Source organism: Streptomyces sp. NPDC002669, assembly GCF_042889165.1.
In the GTDB taxonomy this organism is placed as follows: domain Bacteria; phylum Actinomycetota; class Actinomycetes; order Streptomycetales; family Streptomycetaceae; genus Streptomyces.
In genome coordinates, this window is sequence record NZ_JBIAQQ010000004.1 from 219,245 (window position 1) to 237,772 (window position 18,528).

An 18,528-nucleotide genomic window follows, 5' to 3' on the forward strand; every position below is an offset into this window, starting at 1 on the left:
GCGGCCATGTATGCGATCACGATTCCCGAACCCGGTGGCCCCGAGGCACTCGTGTGGGCAGAGGTGCCCGATCCGGTGGCCGGTGAGGGCGAGGTCCTCGTCGATGTCGTCTCCAGCGCGGTCAACCGCGCCGACGTGCTGCAACGGCAGGGCTTCTACAACCCGCCGCCCGGCGCGTCCCCGTACCCCGGTCTGGAGTGCGCGGGCCGCATCTCGGCGGTCGGGCCGGGCGTCACCGGCTGGTCGGTCGGGGACCAGGTCTGCGCGTTGCTCGCGGGCGGCGGATACGCGGAGAAGGTGGCCGTACCCGCCGGGCAGCTGCTGCCCGTACCGGACGGGGTCGACCCGGTCCTGGCCGCGGCACTGCCCGAGGTGACGGCCACGGTCTGGTCGAACGTCTTCATGGTGGCCCACCTGCGCCCCGGTGAGACGCTGCTGGTGCACGGCGGGTCCAGCGGCATCGGCACGATGGCGATCCAGCTCGCCAAGGCCGTGGGCGCGAAGGTCGCGGTGACCGCCGGGGGACCGGAGAAACTGGCGCGCTGCGCGGAGCTCGGGGCCGACATCCTGATCGACTACCGGGAGCAGGACTTCGTGGAGGAGCTGCGCAAGGCCACGGACGGGGCCGGTGCGGACGTCATCCTCGACATCGTCGGCGCGAAGTACCTGGACCGGAACGTGAAGGCGCTCGCGGTCAACGGCAGGCTGGCCGTCATCGGCCTTCAGGGCGGCGTCAAGGGCGAGCTGAACCTGGGTGCCCTGCTCAACAAGCGGGCCGCCGTCACCGCGACCTCGCTGCGCGGCCGTCCGCTCGCCGAGAAGACCGCCATCGTCGCCGCGGTGCGTGAGCACGTGTGGCCGCTGATCGCCGACGGCATCGTCCGGCCGGTCGTGGACCGCACGTTGCCGATGCCGGAGGCCGCCGAGGCCCACCGGGTGCTGGAGTCGAGCGCGCACGTCGGAAAGGTGCTGCTGCGGGCGCCGGCGGGCTGATGCCCGGACCGCCCGAGGCCCGGTGCACGGGTTCATGACCTGTGCGCCGGGCCTCGGTGGTGCGTTGCTTCGCTGTCGGCTCTCAGCGGTGCGTTGCTGTCGGCTGCGGGGTTCGTGGGCTGCGGGGCTCGCGGGGCCGGGAAACGGTTCCGTATCCGGCCCGGTGGTCGTAGGGGTGGTCAGCGGCGGCGGATCAGAGGTACGGGCCCGAGCGCAGGGGGCTGTGCGGGTCCCCGCTGCCGTCCTCGTCCTCGTGGACGCTGCCCGGCGGAAGGGCGCGGCGCATCTGCTCCAGCTGGGCCCGTGCCGCCATCTGCTGGGCGAACAGTGTCGTCTGGATGCCGTGGAACAGACCCTCCAGCCAGCCGACCAGCTGGGCCTGGGCGATCCGGAGTTCCGCCTCGGAGGGCACGGACTCGTCGGTGAACGGCAGGGAGAGCCGCTCCAGCTCCTCCACCAGCTCCGGGGCGAGGCCGTCCTCCAGCTCCTTCACGGAGCCGGCGTGGATCTCCTTGAGCCTGACCCGGCTCGCCTCGTCGAGAGGAGCCGCCCTGACCTCCTCCAGGAGCTGCTTGATCATGCTGCCGATGCGCATGACCTTCGCGGGCTGTTCGACCATTTCCGTCACCGGGACCTCACGCGATTCGTCGTCAGTGCCACCGCCGCCGCCGATCGCCATGCCGTCCTGTCCCACCACGAGGACTTGGGGGTGCTCCTGCGACCGTTCATTCCTCGGCATCTCCATGGCGACATTGTCTCGCACACCTGCCGTACAACACCTTGGTGCCCCCGCGAACGGCTGATCCACCGTTCGCGGGGGCACCGGATCGGCCGATCGGGCCCGTCACCCGGCGACGGTTCGCGGCACCGGCCCTCCGGCCAGGGGCGCCGGCCGGGCCGTCGCTCGCGCTGCCCCTCCCCGTACCGTCACCCGGCCCGGCGGGCCAGGGCGAGGCGCGAGCGGGTGAACGCCATCGCGAGCAGTCCGGCCAGCAGCGGAACCCCGACGACGAGCAGGCCGACGGTGCTCCAGGGCAGCACGATCGGGGTGTACGCGGACTCCATGGGTTCCGCGCGCATCGTCTTCAGCGCCTCGCGCAGGTCGACGAGGCGCAGCGCCACGGCGGGCACCAGACCCGCCAGCGTGCCGAGCACCACCCCCGTGAGTGCCACCACCATGCACTGGAAGCCGGACAGCCGCCGCCGTACGCCCGGGGGCGCGCCCACCGCACTGAGCGTGTTGAGATCCGCCTCGGCGTCCGCCTTGGCGAGGCCCGTCGTGATCGACGCGGCGCCCAGGGTCACCAGCCCGGCGAGCAGGGTGAGGATCACCATCATGGTGTCCTCCGTCTCGTAGGGACCCGATTCGTCCTGCACCCAGAGGCCGCCGCCGGCCTGGTCGATCGCGGCGCGCGCCCGCTGGAGCTCGGCGTCCGTCGGCGGGTGGGCGGCGGTGTACACGCTTCCGGCGGGCGAGGTGTGCAGGCCGAGCCGTTCCGCGGTCTTCTGCGGCATGACCATGCTGACCCCGGGGGTGGCCGCGTACTTCTCGGGCGCCACGTACACCTTCAGCTTCGCCGTGGTGGTCCGGGGTTTGCCCGGGTGCTGTGCCCGGTTCTTCCTGTCCTCCTCGCCGTACCGGTGGACCGCCTTGAGGGTGACCTCACCGTTCTTCGCGTACGTCTTGTTGAGCAGTACCGGGGTGCCCGCCGCCAGGGCCTCGGTGGCGGCGGGGTCGGCGAACTTCGCGTAGACGTCGAGCAAGGTCTCGTCCGCGACGACGATGTTGCTCATGTCGGAGTTGAAGATGCCCGACGGCATGAGACGGGCCAGGCAGGCCGGGGAGCGCATCAGTTTCTTGTGCTCGTCGGCGGAGAGCCGGGCGGCGAGTTCCTTGGCGCCCTTGCCGGTGAGCGGGCAGGCGTGGTCCTTTCCGGCGGGTACGAGCATTTCGAGCGAGCCGCAGCTGTCCTCCTCGTAGACGTTGCAGTCGCTGCCCGCCCAGACCCGCCGGTAGTCGGCACGCTTTCCGGTGACGGCCAGGCTCCGCTCGACGGCGGGCCGGACCCGCGGGAGCCGTTCGGCGACATCGGCCTCGGAGGAGTAGGAGGAGGACAGGAGGATGGTGCCCGGCGTCATCGAGGGGACGTAGTCGAACTCGTTCTCGGCCTTGGTGCTGGACATGTACGTGGCGACGGCCACCGATCCCGCGACGGCCGCCATCACGGCCGCGACCGCCGGGGCCGTACGGCCGCGGTTGCGGGCCGCGTCGCGCAGCGCCATCCGGGGCGAGAGCGGCAGCCTCCGGCCGATCCGGCCGAGCAGGCCGACGAGCACCGGGATGCAGGCGAGCAGACCGAGTTCGGCGACTATCGAACCGCCGGAGACCAGACCCGAGTCGCCGGTGGTGCCGCCGTAGACGGCGACGACGGTACCGATGGCCAGGACGCAGCAGCCCAGGATCGGCAGGACCCGGGAGGAACGGCGGACGCCGCGACGGCCGGTGAGCGATTCGAGCACGGACTGCCGGCTCGCCACGATCGCCGGGGCGAACGCCGCCAGGAGGCCGGTGACCAGGCCGAACGCCGCGATGCCCAGCAGTTCCAACGGCCGCAGTTCGAGAGAGACGAAGCGGTGCCCGACCAGTTCTTCGAGCATCGGGCGGAACACCGCGGTGAGCCCGATCCCGGCCACCGCACCGGTCACCGCCCCGACCCCGCCGAGCACGAGACCCCCGCCGAGCACCACGGCCCGGACATGGCGCCGGTCCCCGCCGCAGGTGCCGAGAAGACCGAGCTGACGGCGGGAGCGGCGCGCACCGACCGCGAAGGCGGGCCCGGCGAGCAGCACGATCTCCAGGATCGCCAGGGCCACCACGGTGACGAGCGCGACGCTCAGTTCCTCGGAGCTGCCCGCGTACGACTGGTAGCCCTTCCCGGCCAGCGGGACCTCGGAGTCCGGCGGCGGGTCGAGCACGACCTGACGGGACTTGACGAGGACACCCGACTTGTTGGCCCGGAGGACGTCCGGCCAGGTCACTCCCGCCCCTTCGGGGGCCTCGACCAGCCACTGCACGGGGCGTTCGTTGGGCGGAAGCACCTTCTTGTCGTGCTCGGCACCGGCCTTCCACGGAGCGAGGACCGCTCCGGGGTCGGCGTACAGCGCCTCGGTCTTCAGCGCGTCCGGCTTCTCGACGACGCCGGTGATCCGGTACGTCCTGCCGGAGTTGCGCACCGTGGTGGTCGAGCCGACGTCCAGCCCGGTCGACTTCAGGAACGGCTCGGTGGCGGCGACCTCGCCCGCGCCGCGCGGGTAGGAGCCGCGTACGAGGTCGATCATGCCGCGGACCATCTTGTCCGAGGTCCGGACCTCGAAGACGTCGGTGTTGGTGATGCCGTACGCGGTGGTGACGTCGGCCGGGGCGGACCGGATGTCGATCGCCCGCGATCCCTCGGGGAACGTGGTGCTGATGTCGATCGCCGGGCCGCTCTCGTCCGGGACCGCCTCCTCGTCGACCGGCATATACATGTCGCCGTCGGGCAGCTGCTCGATGGGGCCGCTCCGCTGGTCCCAGAAGAGGGCGTCGGCGGAGCCCAGGTCGGCCGTCAGCTGTTCGGCCGTGGTCGGATTCGAGCTGCGGAACGTCACGTCGAGCGCGGTGACGCCGAGCACCGGTACGGCGATCATCGCGACCACCAGCGCGCTGCGGCCCTTGGCCCGCAGCGCGTCGCGCCGGGCTATTCGGAGGGCCGCGCGCCAGCCCGTGAAGACGCTCACTCGGCGGTCCCGGTGATTCCGGTGGTACCGGTGGGGCCGTCGGTGCCTGCGGCTCCGATGCCTCCTGTGCCTCCTGCGGCTCCGGTGGCTCCGACGGCGAGCAGTGAGTCGGCGCCGGCGGTGAGCGACTGGTCGACGATCGAGCCGTCCCGGAGGAACACGACCCGGTCGGCCCAGGCCGCGTACCGCGGTTCATGGGTCACCATCACCCCGGCCGCACCCTGGTCGCAGCGGTTGCGCAGCAGGGCGAGCACCGCTTCGCCGGTCTCGGAGTCGAGGGCCCCGGTCGGTTCGTCGGCGAGCACCAGACGCCGGTCCCCCACCAGCGCGCGGGCGATCGCGACCCGCTGCTGCTGGCCTCCGGACATCTCGTCCGGGAACCGGTCGGCGATCTCCAGGAGCCCCATCTCCTCCAGCGCCGCCCGCGCCTCCTTGCGGGCCTTGCGGACGGAGACGCCGTCGAGTTCGCGCGGCAGGGCGATGTTCTCGGCGGCGGTGAGGGCGGGGATGAGGTTGTAGTCCTGGAAGACGTAGCCGACGCTGCGGCGGCGCAGGGCGGCCACGCCCTTGCGGCCGAGGGCGGCGATGTCCTGGCCCTCGATGATCACCTGGCCGCCGGTCACGGTGTCGAGGCCGCCCGCGATGGTCAGCAGGGTCGACTTGCCGGAGCCCGAGGGGCCCATCACGGCGACGAATTCACCGGCGTGCACGCGGAGATCGATGCCGCGCAGGGCGTGCACCTCGGCGATGCCGGAGCCGTGGGTGCGGGTGAGCGCCCGGAGTTCGAGCACCGGTGTGCCGGCCGACGGCGGCGAACCGGCGGGTGCTGCGGATCGGGACGGGGCGTGCGAGGACATGACGGGTGGTTCCCCCCTAGGAACGGGTGTGGGGCGCGATGATGGGGCGGGTGGGGCGCCGGGACCGCGACCGGTGGCGGCCCGTCGGCTGCGGTCCCGGCGCGCGGTGCGCAGCTTGCGCGGCGCGCGGTCTGCGGTGCGTGGCTCGCGTGGTGCGTGGTGCGCGGTTTGTGTGGTGTGCGCGTCAGCGTCGGCTGCGGGCGCGGGCGGTACGGGGCGCGGCGCGGCCGGGCGTACGGACCTCGGGCTCCGGCTCCGTGGCGACGGCCTCGGCGAGACGGACCAGCCGGGTCTCGCAGTGGTCCAGCCAGCGGGCCTCGGCCTCGGCCTGGAAGATCATCTGCTCCAGTACGAGCAGCCAGGCCACCTCGTCGCGGTTGGACGGGGCGGCGCTGAGCGACTGGGCCTTGAGCCGGGTGTAGTCCTGCATCGCCTTCAGGGTGTGGCGGCGCTGGGACTGGATGACGGCGCGGATGTCCACGCCGGGCGCGCCGACCGCCATCGCGAGCTTGATGGCCAGCTCGTCCCGGGGCGGGTTGCTGCGGTCGACGGGCGTCTCGAACCAGTTCCGCAGTTCGGTGCGTCCGTCGTCGGTGATCGAGTAGAGGGCGTGCCCCTGGTCGTCCTCGTCGTCCTGGGCGACCAGGCCGTCACGCTCCAGCCGGCCCAGCGTCGTGTACACCTGCCCGACGTTGAGCGGCCAGGTGGAGCCGGTGCGCGATTCGAATTCGGTGCGGAGCTGGGAGCCGTATCGGGGGCCCCGCTCCAGGAGGGCCAGCAGCCCGTGGCGGATCGACATACTCAGTATGTATACCGAGTATGTTGTTCGATGCAAGCCTCCCCCGGGAGGCCCGGGGCCTCCCGGGGGACCGGGCGGAGGGTCAGGTCGAGCGACGCATGCGGAACGCCAGGAAGGCCAGCCCCAGCCCGATCAGGGCGATCCCCGCGCCGAGCGACACCTGTTTCACCTGGCTCACGGTCGGCGCGTCCAGGGCCTGCCGCGGGGCCGGCGTCGTCCCGGTGGGCGCGATCTCCCCGGGGGTGACCACGGGGACCGGTTCCGGATCGATCGCCGGGGGCCGCTCCTCGGGCGGATCGAGCAGGCCGTCCGCGTGTGCGAGCTCCCACGGCGAGAACTGCCGTCCGGGCCGCAACCGCCCCTCCCCGGCCTCGCGCCCGGCCAACGGGGGCTGCGCGTCGGGAGGCGGGGACCCCTTGCCGGAGACGGACGAGGAAGGAGAGGGCGCAGGCGGCCGGGGGGAGGAAGCGGAACCGGAGGGGGAGCCGGAGGGCGGCGGCGCCTCAGTGGCTGAACTGCCCGCGGGGGGAGTGGTCGCCGGCGTGGCTGAGTGGCCGACTGGAGGGGAGATCGATGAAGGAACGGCCGATGGGCCGTTCGGTGGGGCCGTGATCGATGGTGGGTGCTGACGAGGAGGCGGCGCGGGGCTTGCCTGACCAGGGCCGAGGTGTGTGTGCGCCGGGTCGCCCGCCGAGGTGTTGAGCGGCTCGTGCACTGGGCCGAGGGTCTCGCCGGGTGCTCGCTGGCCGGCGTGGGCTACGGGCTGTGCCAGGGCCAGAGCCATCCCTGCCGCAGCTATGAAGGCGGCTCGCCTTGCAGGGTATGCACGGATGAGCTCGGCAAACATGAACACAGCGTTGCATGCATGAACATGACGGGCATTTTGACAAAGAAAAGACCCGGCATATGGGTGTATGCCGGGTCCTTTCCGTGGATTCCCTAAGCGAGGCTGTTGGACCTCCAGGGGCTGTACGCGCAGTTGAGCAGAGTGTCTCCCTCACCCCGGCAGACCTGGAGCCGCACCTGGGCGATTCCCTGGTTGTCGGTGAGGCTCGTCGTCCACTCCGGCTGGGCGCCCTTGCCGCCGTAGTTGATTCGCCACGGCCAGTTGGCCACGTCTCCGTTGCTCCGCTTGGTGATCAGGCGCAGCCGGGCATGGTGGCCGTCGGCCAGAGTGTCCACGGACCGGAACTCGATCTTGCTCGCGTACGTCCTGCTTGCGAACGTGACGTAAGCGTCACCGAAGGCGCCAGTGGTCTCTGCCGCCAGTACCACCCCGACCGCTGCCGAAGCCGAGGTGGTGGTCGTGGCGCTGAGAAACGCTACGGATGCCGCCACGAACAGCATGGACTTGCTGCGAAGCTTCATGGATCCCCCCATTCGATCAGTGTCGAACGATGATCCTAATCGCTGTGGGTGACGGAGTGCAACGTTCCGTCACCCACGTCGCTCAGGCCGGGTCGCCCGTCGCGACGCGCAGTTCGAAGTGGGCGCCGACCTTGTCCACGGCGGTGCCGGACGACGGGAACTGGTCGATGACCTGGTCCTCCGCGTAGGTGTTCCCCGGAACCTTGATCTTCTTGATGGTCCAGCCGGCCGCGTCCGCGCACGCCTTCGCGGAGAGGAAGTCCTTGTACAGGAACTTCGGTGCGTCCACCTTTTCCGGATCGTCGCTGTTCTCCAGGGCGTCCGTGCACTTCTCGGTGTCCATCGTCCGGTTCCGCTCCGGCGGCTTGTGCTCGCCGGCGGCCGTCGACTCGGTCGGATTCGGGTCGTCGTTCTCCTTGCCGTTCAGCGAGAGCGCCGTGACCAGCCCGCCGATCGCGACCAGGGAGACCACTATCGCGCCCACGATCACCGGCATGTTCCGCTTCGAGCCGCTGCCGCCCGAGCCGGACTGCGGCTGGGTCCGGGTCTGCGGGGAGACCGTGTAGGGCGGCGGGGTCTGGTGGGCCGGGGCCTGGCTCTGGTACGGCTGGGGCGACTGCGGGTAGCCGTAGGACGGGGCGGGGGCCGGGGCCGGGGTCGTCGGGCCGTACGGGCCCGGCTGGGCGCCCGACTGGTACGGGCCCGGCTGGTACGGCGTCTGGACGCTCTGGGGCATGCCGCCGGACTGGTCGACCGGCGGGAAGACCGCCGAACCGACGCCCGAACCGCTGTTCGCCGGGGCGCCGCCGCCCGCGACGATCATCGGTGCGCCCGCGGCGCCGCCCGCGTTCAGCACGCGGGCGATCTCGTCCTGCATCGCCGCCGCGCTCGGGAAGCGCTCGTTCGGGTTCTTCTTCAGCGCACGGGCGACGAGGGCGTCCATCGCCGGTGTGATCGACCGGTTGATCGTGGAGGGCGCGACCGGCTCCTCCTGGACGTGTGCGTACGCGATCGCGAGCGGCGAGTCCGCGTCGAAGGGGAGCCGCCCGGTCAGCAGCTGGAACAGCATGATGCCGACCGAGTACAGGTCGGAGCGGGCGTCCACCCCGCGGCCCAGGGCCTGCTCGGGGGAGAGGTACTGCGGGGTGCCGACGACCATGCCGGTCTGCGTCATCGACGTGACGCCCGACTGCATGGCGCGGGCGATGCCGAAGTCCATGACCTTCACGACGCCGCGCTTGGTCACCATCACGTTGCCGGGCTTGATGTCGCGGTGGACCAGGCCCATCTCGTGGCTGGTGTCCAGCGCGGCCAGGACGTCGGCCGTCACCTTCAGCGCCCGGTCGGCCGGCATCGCGCCGTGGTTCCGGACGTCCGCCTGGAGCACGGAGCCGAGCGGCTGGCCCTCGACGTACTCCATGACGATGTACGGCATCAGCGCGCCGCCGAGCTCGTCCTCGCCGGTGTCGAAGACCGAGACGATGTTGGTGTGCTGCAGTTTTGCGACAGCCTGGGCCTCGCGGCGGAAGCGTTCGCGGAAGGACTGCTCGCGGCCCAGTTCCGTGTGCAGGGTCTTGATCGCGACCTGGCGGTCCAGCGCGGTGTCGTACGCCAGGTACACGGACGCCATCCCGCCCTCACCGAGCAGATCGCGCAGCTGGTAGCGCCCACCGGCGACCGAACCGCCCGCATAGCGACCCTGAGCGCCGTGTGCGCCGTCCTGGCTCATGACTTGCTTCCCCCTCGGCGCGACTGACGCGATCATCCCTATTTACGCGCCAAGTCTGCCCCAGGGGTACGACACGTCAAGCCAGGTGCCCGTTCCGTGACCCTACGCACAAGAAGCGTCTCGGAAGCGTTACAGGAACACCATGGATTTTTTGTGGAGGGCGCGCCGGGCGGCCGGATGACCTGCCCCTGTCGGCCACGGGGTGTCCGGCGGAGGCTGTAGCGTGGCGTGGCAATGCAGCTGGGGGGGGGGGGGGGGGGGGGGGGGGGGGGGGGGGGGGGGGGGGGGGGGGGGGGGCGCGCCCCCCCCCCCCCCCCCCCCCCCCCCCCCCCCCCCCCCCCAAAGGCCCCAGACACCGTGAGCACCGCGGACGCGCGGACAGATACGACGGCGAGGACTGATGGCACCCGATTCCGAAGCAAACGGCGGCGGAGTCTCGGATGGCACCGACTCCTGGGGCATCGACGGCGTCGTCGGCGACGGACGCTACCGGATGACCCACCGCCTCGGGCGGGGCGGAATGGCGGAGGTCTTCGCGGCCGAGGACGTCAGGCTCGGCCGCACGGTCGCGGTCAAGCTGCTGCGCTCCGACCTGGCGGAGGACCCGGTCTCCAAGGCCCGGTTCACGCGCGAGGCACAGTCCGTGGCGGGCCTGAACCACCATGCGATCGTCGCCGTGTACGACTCCGGCGAGGACGTGGTGGGCGGGCAGACCGTCCCCTACATCGTGATGGAGCTCGTCGAGGGCCGCACCATCCGCGATCTGCTGATCAGCGCCGAGGCCCCGCCGCCCGAGCAGGCGCTGATCATCGTCTCGGGGGTGCTGGAGGCCCTCGCGTACTCGCACCAGCACGGCATCGTCCACCGTGACATCAAGCCCGCCAACGTGATCATCACCAACTCGGGCGCGGTCAAGGTGATGGACTTCGGCATCGCGCGGGCCCTGCACGGCGCGCAGTCGACGATGACCCAGACCGGCATGGTCATGGGCACGCCGCAGTACCTCTCCCCCGAGCAGGCGCTGGGCAAGGCCGTCGACCACCGCTCCGACCTCTACGCCACCGGCTGTCTGCTGTACGAACTCCTGGCGCTGCGGCCCCCCTTCACGGGCGAGACGCCGCTCTCCGTCGTGTACCAGCACGTCCAGGACATCCCGGTCCCGCCGTCCGAGGTGCTGAACTCGGTGCCGCCGGAGCTGGACGGGCTGGTCATGCGCTCGCTCGCGAAGGACCCGGACGACCGGTTCCAGAGCGCCGAGGAGATGCGCGGCCTCGTCCAGTACGGCCTGCAGATGCTCCAGGTGCAGGGCGGCCACACGCACACGTGGAACACCGGCCCGGTGGCGGTGCACGAGGGCGGCCACACCCCGCCCGCGGGCGTCACCGGCGGCACGATGGCGATGGGCCACCCGCCGCACTACGGGGACACCTCGCAGGGCCCGATCCTGCCGCCGATGAACCCCGACGACGGCGGTTACGAGGGCGGCCAGGGCGGTTCCGGCGGCGGCCGGGGCAAGTTGTGGCTGTTCGTGGTGCTCGCGCTGATCGCGATCGGCGCCGGCGTCGCCATCGCGGTCAACGCGGCGGACGACGGCGGCACGAAGCAGAAGAAGCCCCCGGTGACGAACTCCGATTCGCCGTCCCCGACCAAGGACTCCTCCGAGCCGAGCGACGAGGAGACCGAGCAGAACCAGCCGCCGGAGAACTCCACCGGCAACCAGGAGGACACGCCCCCCTCGCGGACCTACTCCCCGTCCACCACCCCGAGCCAGCCGTACGAGCCGCCGCCCACGGGACCGTCCACGCCGGGCACGGACAACGGCGGTACGGGCACGGACAACGGCGGTACGGGCACCGACAACGGCGGCACCGGTACGGACGACGGGGGCACGGGCACCGACGACGGCGGCACCGGTACGGACAACGGCGGTACGGGCACGGACAACGGCGGCACCGGCGAGTCGACCGGGGCGACCGCGGGCACTTCGGTCGGCGCATCGGCCGCGGCCGGCGCCGCGTCGGGCGCCGGCCAGTGACCTGAACGACCCGACGGGCCCGGGGCCCGGGCCGGACACTCTCCGGTCCACGCCCCGGGCCCGTGGCCGTTCTCGGAACCGGAACCGGAATCGGAACCGTCGCTCGCACTCAGCCCCCGGCCCCGGCCCCGCCGGGCTCACCCCGTGAACGCCTCGCGCACCGCCTCGTACTCGCGCGTCCACCAGACCGCCAGGGCCGACACCGCGGGGAACTGCGGGTCGGCCCTCCGGTCGTGCAGGCAGTACCGCCAGCGCAGTATCCAGAAGTCGTTGAGCCGCTCCCACCACACCCGGTGCACCGCGGCGGCCAGTTCCGCCGCCCCGGCGCCGGCCGCCCGCCGGTAGGCCCGCGCGTACGCCCGCACCTTCTCCAGCTCCAGCCTCCCGGCCGGGAGCACGAAGAAGATCGCCGCCGCCCGCACCGCCTCCTCGGCGCGCGGCTGGATGCCCAGCCGGTCCCAGTCGAGGATCGCGACCGGGTCCGCGCCCCGGTACAGGACGTTCAGCGGGTGGAAGTCGCCGTGCACCCAGCCCGTCGCCGGGAGGCCGGGCGTGGGCGGTCTGCGGTCGGCGTGCTGTTCCAGCAGGACGCGCCGCTCCAGGAGGCGGTGCTCGGCCAGCTCGTCGAAGGCGTCCCGGGGCCGGCGCCGACGCGCGGCGGCGAGCAGTTCGTCGATCAGGGTGAACGTTTCCACGGGGTCGGGGCTGTGATGGCCGCCGGTCCGCTGCGCGGGGCCGGTGCCCTCCTCCATGACCTGTTCGAGCCCGGTGTGCACGGCCCCGAGCAGGGACCCGAGACGCTCCGACTGGGCGGTGGTGAGCTGGTCGCCCGCCCGGTGCAGCCCGTCCACCCAGGGGTGCAGGGCATAGCACCGGCCGCCGATCTCCGTGACCGTCCCGCCCTCGGTGTCCGCCACGGGCGGGGCCACGGGCACGCCGAGCGACTGCAGGCGCTGGGTGGCGCGGTGCTGGCGGACGATCGTGGCGCGGTCGCCGGTGGTGTCGTCGAGGTGGTGCTTGAGGAAGAAGGAGCCGCGGGTGGTGGAGACGCGGTAGCCGTGGTTGAGCAGCCCCTGGGTGACGGGTTTGCAGGTCAGGGGCTCGCCCGCGTCCGGGTAGCGGCGCAGTACCTCGTCCACCGGGGGGACCGGGCGCCCCGGACGGTGGGGCGTGGACGAGCGCGGCGGTTCGCCGACCGGTGGGGCGGAGGAGAGGGTTACCGGCAAAGCGGAAGAAAGGGTGACAGATGAGCGCGGCACTCACCAAATGTTAGATCACGCTACGTGTTGCTTTGGTCCACTTGCGTGAAAGCCCAGAGTGTGCACAGAGGCGAAGTGCGGGTCGATCCGGAGGTACGCCGGGGCGAAGGGCTCGCCGTTCACCCGGGCCGGAGCCGTGCCGAAGAGTTCCCGCTGATCGGCCGTCGGGTGCACGACCTGGGCGGGCCCGGTGAACTGCACGGCCCACAGATCGCCGCCGCCCACGACCTCGCCGCCCCCCGCCCCCGGGACCACGGTCTCCATCCCCGGGACCACCGTCCTCGCCGCGCCGTCGTCCATCCCCGGGAGCATGCTCCCCGTCCCCGGGGCCACCGCGTTGAAATTGTCGGCGCCGTACGCCACGACCGCCCCGTCGCAGGAGTCGTGGTAGCGGAAGCCGCCGTGCAGCCGCAGGAGCACCCGGCCGTCGATCACGACGTGGCGCGCCACCATCAGAAACGGAAGGGCCCGCATGCTCGTGGCCAGCCGACCGTACGGGACGCGGCCGAGCAGTTCGATCGCCTGGAGTTCCTCGGAGGACATGGCCTCCACTCTCCGTCACCGGGCGAGACCGCCGACAGAGGCTGCGGCCCCGGTTGCGCCGGGACCAAAGTCCCGCTCGGCAGCCCTGCCCGGTACTCCCGCTCGGCGGTGGTCGCTCAGCGGTCCCCGCTCAGCGCTTCTGTGCCTGCAGCCTGGCCACGTACGCGGCGGCCTGCGAGCGCCGCTCCATGCCGAGCTTGGAGAGCAGGCTGGAGACGTAGTTCTTGATGGTCTTCTCGGCGAGGTGCAGCCGCTCGCCGATCACCCGGTTCGTCAGCCCCTCGCCGATCAGGTCGAGGATCTTGCGCTCCTGGTCGGTGAGGGCGGCGAGCCTGTCGTCGTCCCGGTCCTTCTTCCCGTCGCGCAGCCGCTCCAGGACCCGGGCGGTCGCCACCGGGTCCAGCAGCGACTTGCCGGCCGCCACGTCCCGTACCGCGTTCAGCAGTTCGTTGCCCCGGATCGCCTTCAGCACGTACCCCGAGGCCCCCGCCATGATCGCGTCGAACAGGGCCTCGTCGTCCGCGTACGAGGTGAGCATCAGGCACTTGATGTTCTCGTCCTGGGAGCGGATCTCCCGGCACACCTCCACGCCGCTCCCGTCCGGAAGCCGTACGTCGAGCACCGCCACGTCCGGCCGGGTCGCCGGGATGCGCACCAGGGCGTCCGCCGCCGTGCCGGCCTCGCCGACGACCTCGATGTCGTCCTCGACCGAGAGCAATTCATGGACTCCACGCCGGACGACTTCGTGGTCGTCCAGCAGGAAAACGGTGATTTTTCCTTGTTCGCGCACAAAATGCAGTCTCACACACTCACCTCTTCCCTGCCGCCGAACGGCGGGATAACGTGCGGTTGTTCCGGTGACCTGCGGGGCCGTTACCAAGGCTGTGACCAGCGAGAGTTCCCGACTTTTTCGATTTACTTGGAAATCCAAGCAAAATCGCAGGTCAGATGGGGTTTCGCAGTTATGCGTCGCACTGGGTAACGTGCTTTTGGCAGGGCGCTCGCCGGGGCACCTGTCACGCCTGTTCCCGAACCGAGCGGCACCCACCCCGTGCACGGGTACGGACCCAGGCGAGCCGCACTGGCTTCCCGGCAGACCCCGGGGGCCGGACCGACGGAGGAGCACGCACGTGACCGTGGAGAGCACTGCCGCGCGCACACCGCGACGCAGCAGCAAGCGGAGCAGCGCAGCGGAGACGACCGCGAAGGCACCCGCTGAGGCGCCCGCGAAGAAGCCGGCGAGGACGCCCGCGAAGAAGTCCGCCGGGACGACCGCGAAGGCGCCCGCGAAGAAGACCGCCGCGAAGAAGACCGCTGCGAGGACGGCCGCCACGAAGACGGCCGCGGGGGCACCGCAGCGTTCCGAGCCCGAGCTCGTCCAGCTGCTGACGCCCGAGGGCGAGCGCGTCGAGCACCCGGACTACTCGATCGACCTGACCGACGACGAGCTGCGCGGTCTGTACCGGGACATGGTCCTGACCCGCCGCTTCGACGCCGAGGCCACCGCGCTGCAGCGCCAGGGCGAGCTGGGGCTGTGGGCCTCGCTGCTCGGCCAGGAGGCCGCCCAGATCGGCTCCGGCCGGGCCCTGCGCGACGACGACTACGTCTTCCCGACGTACCGGGAGCACGGCGTCGCCTGGTGCCGGGGGGTCGACCCGACCAACCTGCTCGGGATGTTCCGCGGGGTGAACCACGGCGGATGGGACCCGAACAGCAACAACTTCCACCTGTACACGATCGTCATCGGCTCGCAGACCCTGCACGCCACCGGCTACGCCATGGGCGTCGCCAAGGACGGCGCGGACTCGGCCGTGATCGCGTACTTCGGCGACGGCGCCTCCAGCCAGGGCGACGTGGCCGAGTCGTTCACCTTCTCCGCGGTCTACAACGCCCCGGTCGTCTTCTTCTGCCAGAACAACCAGTGGGCGATCTCCGAGCCGACCGAGCGGCAGACCCGCGTCCCGCTCTACCAGCGCGCGCAGGGCTTCGGCTTCCCCGGCATCCGGGTGGACGGCAACGACGTGCTCGCCTGCCTGGCGGTCACCAGGTCGGCGCTGGAGCGGGCCCGCAGGGGCGAGGGCCCGACTCTCGTCGAGGCGTTCACCTACCGGATGGGCGCGCACACCACCTCCGACGACCCGACGAAGTACCGGCGGGACGAGGAGCGGGCCGCCTGGGAGGCGAAGGACCCGATCCTGCGGCTGCGCACGTACCTGGAGAAGCAGGGCGTCGCCGACGAGGCGTTCTTCACCGCGCTGGACGAGGAGAGCGAGGCGCTCGGCAAGCGGGTGCGCGAAGTGGTGCGGGCGATGCCCGACCCGGACCCGATCGCGATCTTCGACAACGTCTACGCCGACGGCAACCCGCTCGTCGACGAGGAACGCGCCCAGTTCGCCGCGTACCAGGCATCGTTCGCCGACTCAGCCGAGAAGGGCAAGTAAGCAGCCATGGCCATGGAAAAGATGTCCATCGCGAAGGCGCTCAACGAGTCGCTGCGCAAGGCCCTCGACACCGACCCCAAGGTCCTCATCATGGGTGAGGACGTCGGCAAGCTGGGCGGTGTCTTCCGGATCACCGACGGGCTCCAGAAGGACTTCGGCGAGGACCGGGTGATCGACACCCCGCTCGCCGAGTCCGGCATCGTCGGCACGGCGATCGGCCTGGCCCTGCGCGGCTACCGGCCGGTCGTGGAGATCCAGTTCGACGGCTTCGTCTTCCCCGCGTACGACCAGATCGTCACCCAGCTCGCGAAGATGCACGCCCGCGCGCTCGGCAAGATCAAGCTGCCCGTCGTCGTCCGCATCCCCTACGGCGGCGGCATCGGCGCGGTCGAGCACCACAGCGAGTCGCCCGAGGCCCTGTTCGCGCACGTCGCGGGCCTGAAGGTGGTCTCGCCGTCGAACGCGAGCGACGCCTACTGGATGATGCAGCAGGCCGTCCAGAGCGACGACCCGGTGATCTTCTTCGAGCCGAAGCGGCGCTACTGGGACAAGGGCGAGGTCCAGACCGACGCCATCCCCGGCCCGCTGCACAGGGCGTCGGTGGTGCGCACCGGTTCCGACCTGACGCTCGCCGCCTACGGGCCGATGGTGAAGGTCTGCCTGGCGGCGGCCGAGGCCGCCCAGGAGGAGGGCAAGTCGATCGAGGTCCTGGACCTGCGCTCGATGTCCCCGATCGACTTCGACACCATCCAGTCCTCGGTGGAGCGGACCGGCCGGCTCGTGGTGGTCCACGAGGCCCCGGTGTTCTACGGCTCCGGCGCGGAGATCGCCGCCCGGATCACCGAGCGGTGCTTCTACCACCTGGAGGCGCCGGTGCTGAGGGTGGGCGGCTACCACGCCCCGTACCCGCCGGCGCGGCTGGAGGACGAGTACCTGCCGGGTCTCGACCGTGTGCTCGACGCCGTCGACCGCTCGCTGGCGTACTGAGGACTGGGACGTGACAACGATGACCGACACTTCCAACGCTGCCCGCTTCCGTGAGTTCAAGATGCCCGACGTGGGCGAGGGACTCACCGAGGCGGAGATCCTCAAGTGGTACGTCCAGCCCGGCGACACCGTCACCGACGGTCAGGTCGTGTGCGAGGTCGAGACCGCGAAGGCGGCCGTGGAGCTGCCGATCCCGTTCGACGGGGTGGTGCACGAGCTGCGCTTCCCCGAGGGCACGACCGTCGACGTCGGCCAGGTGATCATCGCGGTGGACGTGGCCCCGGGCAGCGGTGACGCGGCCCCGGCCGGGGCGGCGGCCGCTGCTCCCGCGCCGGCCGCCGAGGTCACCGCGCCGGCCGCCGGGACTCCTGCCCCGGCCGAACCGGAGCCCGAGGCGCCCAAGGGCCGCCAGCCCGTCCTGGTGGGTTACGGCGTGGCCGAGACCTCCACGAAGCGGCGCGCCCGCAAGGGCACGGCGGCCCCCGTGCCGGCCGCCGCCGCGGCGATCCAGGGCGAGATGAACGGCCACGGCGCCGCGCTCGCGGCCCCGAAGGACCGTCCGCTGGCCAAGCCGCCGGTGCGCAAGCTGGCCAAGGACCTGGGCATCGACCTGGCGACCGTCGTCCCGACCGGCAAGGACGGGATCATCACCCGCGAGGACGTGCACGCCGCGGCCACGCCCGTACCGGCGCAGGCTCCCGTGTCCGTTCCGGTCCAGGCGCCCGCACCCGCGGCCGCCGCCGAGGCCCCGGCGGTGTCCGGTACGACGGTGGCGGACGCCCGCGAGACCCGCATCCCGGTCAAGGGCGTGCGCAAGGCCATCGCGCAGGCGATGGTGGGCAGCGCCTTCACGGCCCCGCACGTCACCGAGTTCGTCACCGTCGACGTGACGCGCACGATGAAGCTGGTCGCGGAGCTCAAGGAGGACAAGGACATGGCGGGGGTGCGGGTCAACCCGCTCCTGATCATCGCCAAGGCCCTCCTGGTCGCGATCAGGCGGAACCCGGAGATCAACGCCGCCTGGGACGAGCCCAACCAGGAGATCGTCCAGAAGCACTACGTGAACCTGGGCATCGCCGCGGCCACCCCGCGCGGTCTGATCGTGCCGAACATCAAGGACGCGCACGACATGACCCTGCCGCAGCTCGCGGCGGCCCTGGGCGAGCTGGTCTCCACGGCCCGGGACGGCAAGACGTCCCCGGCCGCGATGGCGGGCGGCACGGTGACGATCACCAACGTCGGCGTCTTCGGCGTCGACACGGGCACCCCGATCCTGAACCCGGGTGAGTCCGCGATCCTCGCGGTCGGCGCGATCAAGCTCCAGCCGTGGGTCCACAAGGGCAAGGTGAAGCCGCGTCAGGTCACCACACTGGCCCTGTCGTTCGACCACCGCCTGGTCGACGGCGAACTCGGCTCCAAGGTCCTGGCCGACGTCGCCGCGATCCTGGAACAGCCGAAGCGCCTGATCACCTGGGCGTGACCGTTCCGGCAGTACGTGCATGAGATGGGCCCGCGCGAAGTTCGCGCGGGCCCATCGGCGCGTCCGGCCCCCTCCGCAGGGCGAGTTCGGCGAACACGGTCTTGCCGACGGTGCGCGACTCGACGCCCCACCGATCGGCGATCGACGCCACGATCAGGAGCCCCCGGCCGTAGCACTCCTCGCGCGGAACCGGCAGCCGTTCGCCCCATGGATCGCTGACCGCGACCCGGAGCGTGGCCGCGGTGAGCGCGAGCCGCACC

The 18,528-nt window shown here is 71.6% G+C and carries 16 protein-coding genes; 5 read left to right on the top strand and 11 right to left on the bottom strand.

All coding sequences use genetic code 11. The features are described from left to right. Window positions 1-6: 6 nt before the first annotated feature. Entirely contained in the window at window positions 7-993 is a 987-nt protein-coding gene (locus tag ACFYW1_RS07890) for an NAD(P)H-quinone oxidoreductase (RefSeq protein ID WP_388988677.1), read from the top strand. A gap of 193 nt (window positions 994-1,186) precedes the next feature. Here ACFYW1_RS07890 and ACFYW1_RS07895 read toward each other — a convergent pair whose 3' ends face one another. The 7 genes from ACFYW1_RS07895 to ACFYW1_RS07925 all read right to left on the bottom strand — a co-directional run bounded on the left by ACFYW1_RS07895 (window position 1,187) and on the right by ACFYW1_RS07925 (window position 9,523). Then, the gene (locus tag ACFYW1_RS07895) at window positions 1,187-1,738 is read right to left on the bottom strand and encodes a bacterial proteasome activator family protein (RefSeq protein ID WP_388988680.1); all 552 of its coding nucleotides are present in this window, start codon (window positions 1,736-1,738) and stop codon (window positions 1,187-1,189) included. Between the two features lie 182 nt (window positions 1,739-1,920). Then, window positions 1,921-4,770, bottom strand: coding sequence for an FtsX-like permease family protein (locus ACFYW1_RS07900; protein ID WP_388988684.1), 2,850 nt, complete (start codon window positions 4,768-4,770; stop codon window positions 1,921-1,923). Continuing rightward, window positions 4,767-5,627 carry an ABC transporter ATP-binding protein gene (locus tag ACFYW1_RS07905; protein ID WP_388988687.1) on the bottom strand — a complete coding sequence of 287 codons (861 nt, stop codon included), beginning with the start codon at window positions 5,625-5,627 and terminating at the stop codon, window positions 4,767-4,769. Before ACFYW1_RS07905 ends, ACFYW1_RS07900 begins: the two co-directional genes overlap by 4 nt. Window positions 5,628-5,811: 184 nt before the next feature. Further along, window positions 5,812-6,426, bottom strand: coding sequence for a PadR family transcriptional regulator (locus ACFYW1_RS07910; protein WP_388988690.1), 615 nt, complete (start codon window positions 6,424-6,426; stop codon window positions 5,812-5,814). Window positions 6,427-6,508: 82 nt separating this feature from the next. Further along, window positions 6,509-6,781: a hypothetical protein gene (locus ACFYW1_RS07915; protein WP_388988693.1), complete on the bottom strand. Its 273-nt coding sequence runs from the start codon at window positions 6,779-6,781 to the stop codon at window positions 6,509-6,511. A gap of 584 nt (window positions 6,782-7,365) precedes the next feature. After that, window positions 7,366-7,764 carry a hypothetical protein gene (locus ACFYW1_RS07920; RefSeq protein ID WP_388988696.1) on the bottom strand — a complete coding sequence of 133 codons (399 nt, stop codon included), beginning with the start codon at window positions 7,762-7,764 and terminating at the stop codon, window positions 7,366-7,368. Between the two features lie 112 nt (window positions 7,765-7,876). Next, window positions 7,877-9,523 (bottom strand): protein kinase, encoded by a 1,647-nt coding sequence (locus ACFYW1_RS07925; RefSeq protein WP_388988699.1) that lies wholly within the window; start codon window positions 9,521-9,523, stop codon window positions 7,877-7,879. Between the two features lie 400 nt (window positions 9,524-9,923). On the opposite strand from ACFYW1_RS07925, the gene ACFYW1_RS07930 reads away from it, so the two are divergent. Next, window positions 9,924-11,558, top strand: coding sequence for a protein kinase (locus ACFYW1_RS07930; RefSeq protein WP_388988702.1), 1,635 nt, complete (start codon window positions 9,924-9,926; stop codon window positions 11,556-11,558). Window positions 11,559-11,695: 137 nt separating this feature from the next. Here ACFYW1_RS07930 and ACFYW1_RS07935 read toward each other — a convergent pair whose 3' ends face one another. The 3 genes from ACFYW1_RS07935 to ACFYW1_RS07945 form a co-directional block, all read right to left on the bottom strand. Next, complete coding sequence (locus ACFYW1_RS07935; protein WP_388988705.1) at window positions 11,696-12,697, bottom strand: phosphotransferase; 1,002 nt, start codon at window positions 12,695-12,697, stop codon at window positions 11,696-11,698. Between the two features lie 135 nt (window positions 12,698-12,832). Continuing rightward, entirely contained in the window at window positions 12,833-13,360 is a 528-nt protein-coding gene (locus tag ACFYW1_RS07940; RefSeq protein WP_388988708.1) for a pyridoxamine 5'-phosphate oxidase family protein, read from the bottom strand. Between the two features lie 130 nt (window positions 13,361-13,490). Further along, window positions 13,491-14,150, bottom strand: a complete 660-nt coding sequence (locus ACFYW1_RS07945; RefSeq protein WP_388989305.1) for a response regulator — start codon at window positions 14,148-14,150, stop codon at window positions 13,491-13,493. Between the two features lie 340 nt (window positions 14,151-14,490). Here ACFYW1_RS07945 and pdhA point away from each other — a divergent pair, with 340 nt between their 5' ends. Genes pdhA through ACFYW1_RS07960 form a run of 3 tightly spaced genes read left to right on the top strand, consistent with a single transcriptional unit; the run spans window position 14,491 to window position 18,268 of the window. Beyond that, on the top strand, window positions 14,491-15,801 hold the full coding sequence (gene pdhA / locus ACFYW1_RS07950) for a pyruvate dehydrogenase (acetyl-transferring) E1 component subunit alpha (RefSeq protein WP_388988711.1): 1,311 nt from the start codon (window positions 14,491-14,493) through the stop codon (window positions 15,799-15,801). Between the two features lie 6 nt (window positions 15,802-15,807). Continuing rightward, entirely contained in the window at window positions 15,808-16,788 is a 981-nt protein-coding gene (locus ACFYW1_RS07955) for an alpha-ketoacid dehydrogenase subunit beta (protein ID WP_388988714.1), read from the top strand. Window positions 16,789-16,798: 10 nt separating this feature from the next. Further along, the gene (locus ACFYW1_RS07960) at window positions 16,799-18,268 is read left to right on the top strand and encodes a dihydrolipoamide acetyltransferase family protein (RefSeq protein ID WP_388988717.1); all 1,470 of its coding nucleotides are present in this window, start codon (window positions 16,799-16,801) and stop codon (window positions 18,266-18,268) included. On the opposite strand, the gene ACFYW1_RS07965 is transcribed toward ACFYW1_RS07960, so the two are convergent. Beyond that, window positions 18,255-18,527, bottom strand: a complete 273-nt coding sequence (locus tag ACFYW1_RS07965) for an ATP-binding protein (protein WP_388988720.1) — start codon at window positions 18,525-18,527, stop codon at window positions 18,255-18,257. The genes ACFYW1_RS07960 and ACFYW1_RS07965 overlap by 14 nt on opposite strands. Window position 18,528: the final 1 nt, after the last annotated feature.

Coding starts and splice junctions, on each gene's coding strand:
- ACFYW1_RS07890 (WP_388988677.1), top strand. CDS start 7: ATGTATGCGATCACGATTCCCGAACCCGGTGGCCCCGAGGCACTCGTG.
- ACFYW1_RS07895 (WP_388988680.1), bottom strand. CDS start 1,738: ATGGAGATGCCGAGGAATGAACGGTCGCAGGAGCACCCCCAAGTCCTC.
- ACFYW1_RS07905 (WP_388988687.1), bottom strand. CDS start 5,627: ATGTCCTCGCACGCCCCGTCCCGATCCGCAGCACCCGCCGGTTCGCCG.
- ACFYW1_RS07910 (WP_388988690.1), bottom strand. CDS start 6,426: ATGTCGATCCGCCACGGGCTGCTGGCCCTCCTGGAGCGGGGCCCCCGA.
- ACFYW1_RS07925 (WP_388988699.1), bottom strand. CDS start 9,523: ATGAGCCAGGACGGCGCACACGGCGCTCAGGGTCGCTATGCGGGCGGT.
- ACFYW1_RS07930 (WP_388988702.1), top strand. CDS start 9,924: ATGGCACCCGATTCCGAAGCAAACGGCGGCGGAGTCTCGGATGGCACC.
- ACFYW1_RS07940 (WP_388988708.1), bottom strand. CDS start 13,360: ATGTCCTCCGAGGAACTCCAGGCGATCGAACTGCTCGGCCGCGTCCCG.
- ACFYW1_RS07955 (WP_388988714.1), top strand. CDS start 15,808: ATGGCCATGGAAAAGATGTCCATCGCGAAGGCGCTCAACGAGTCGCTG.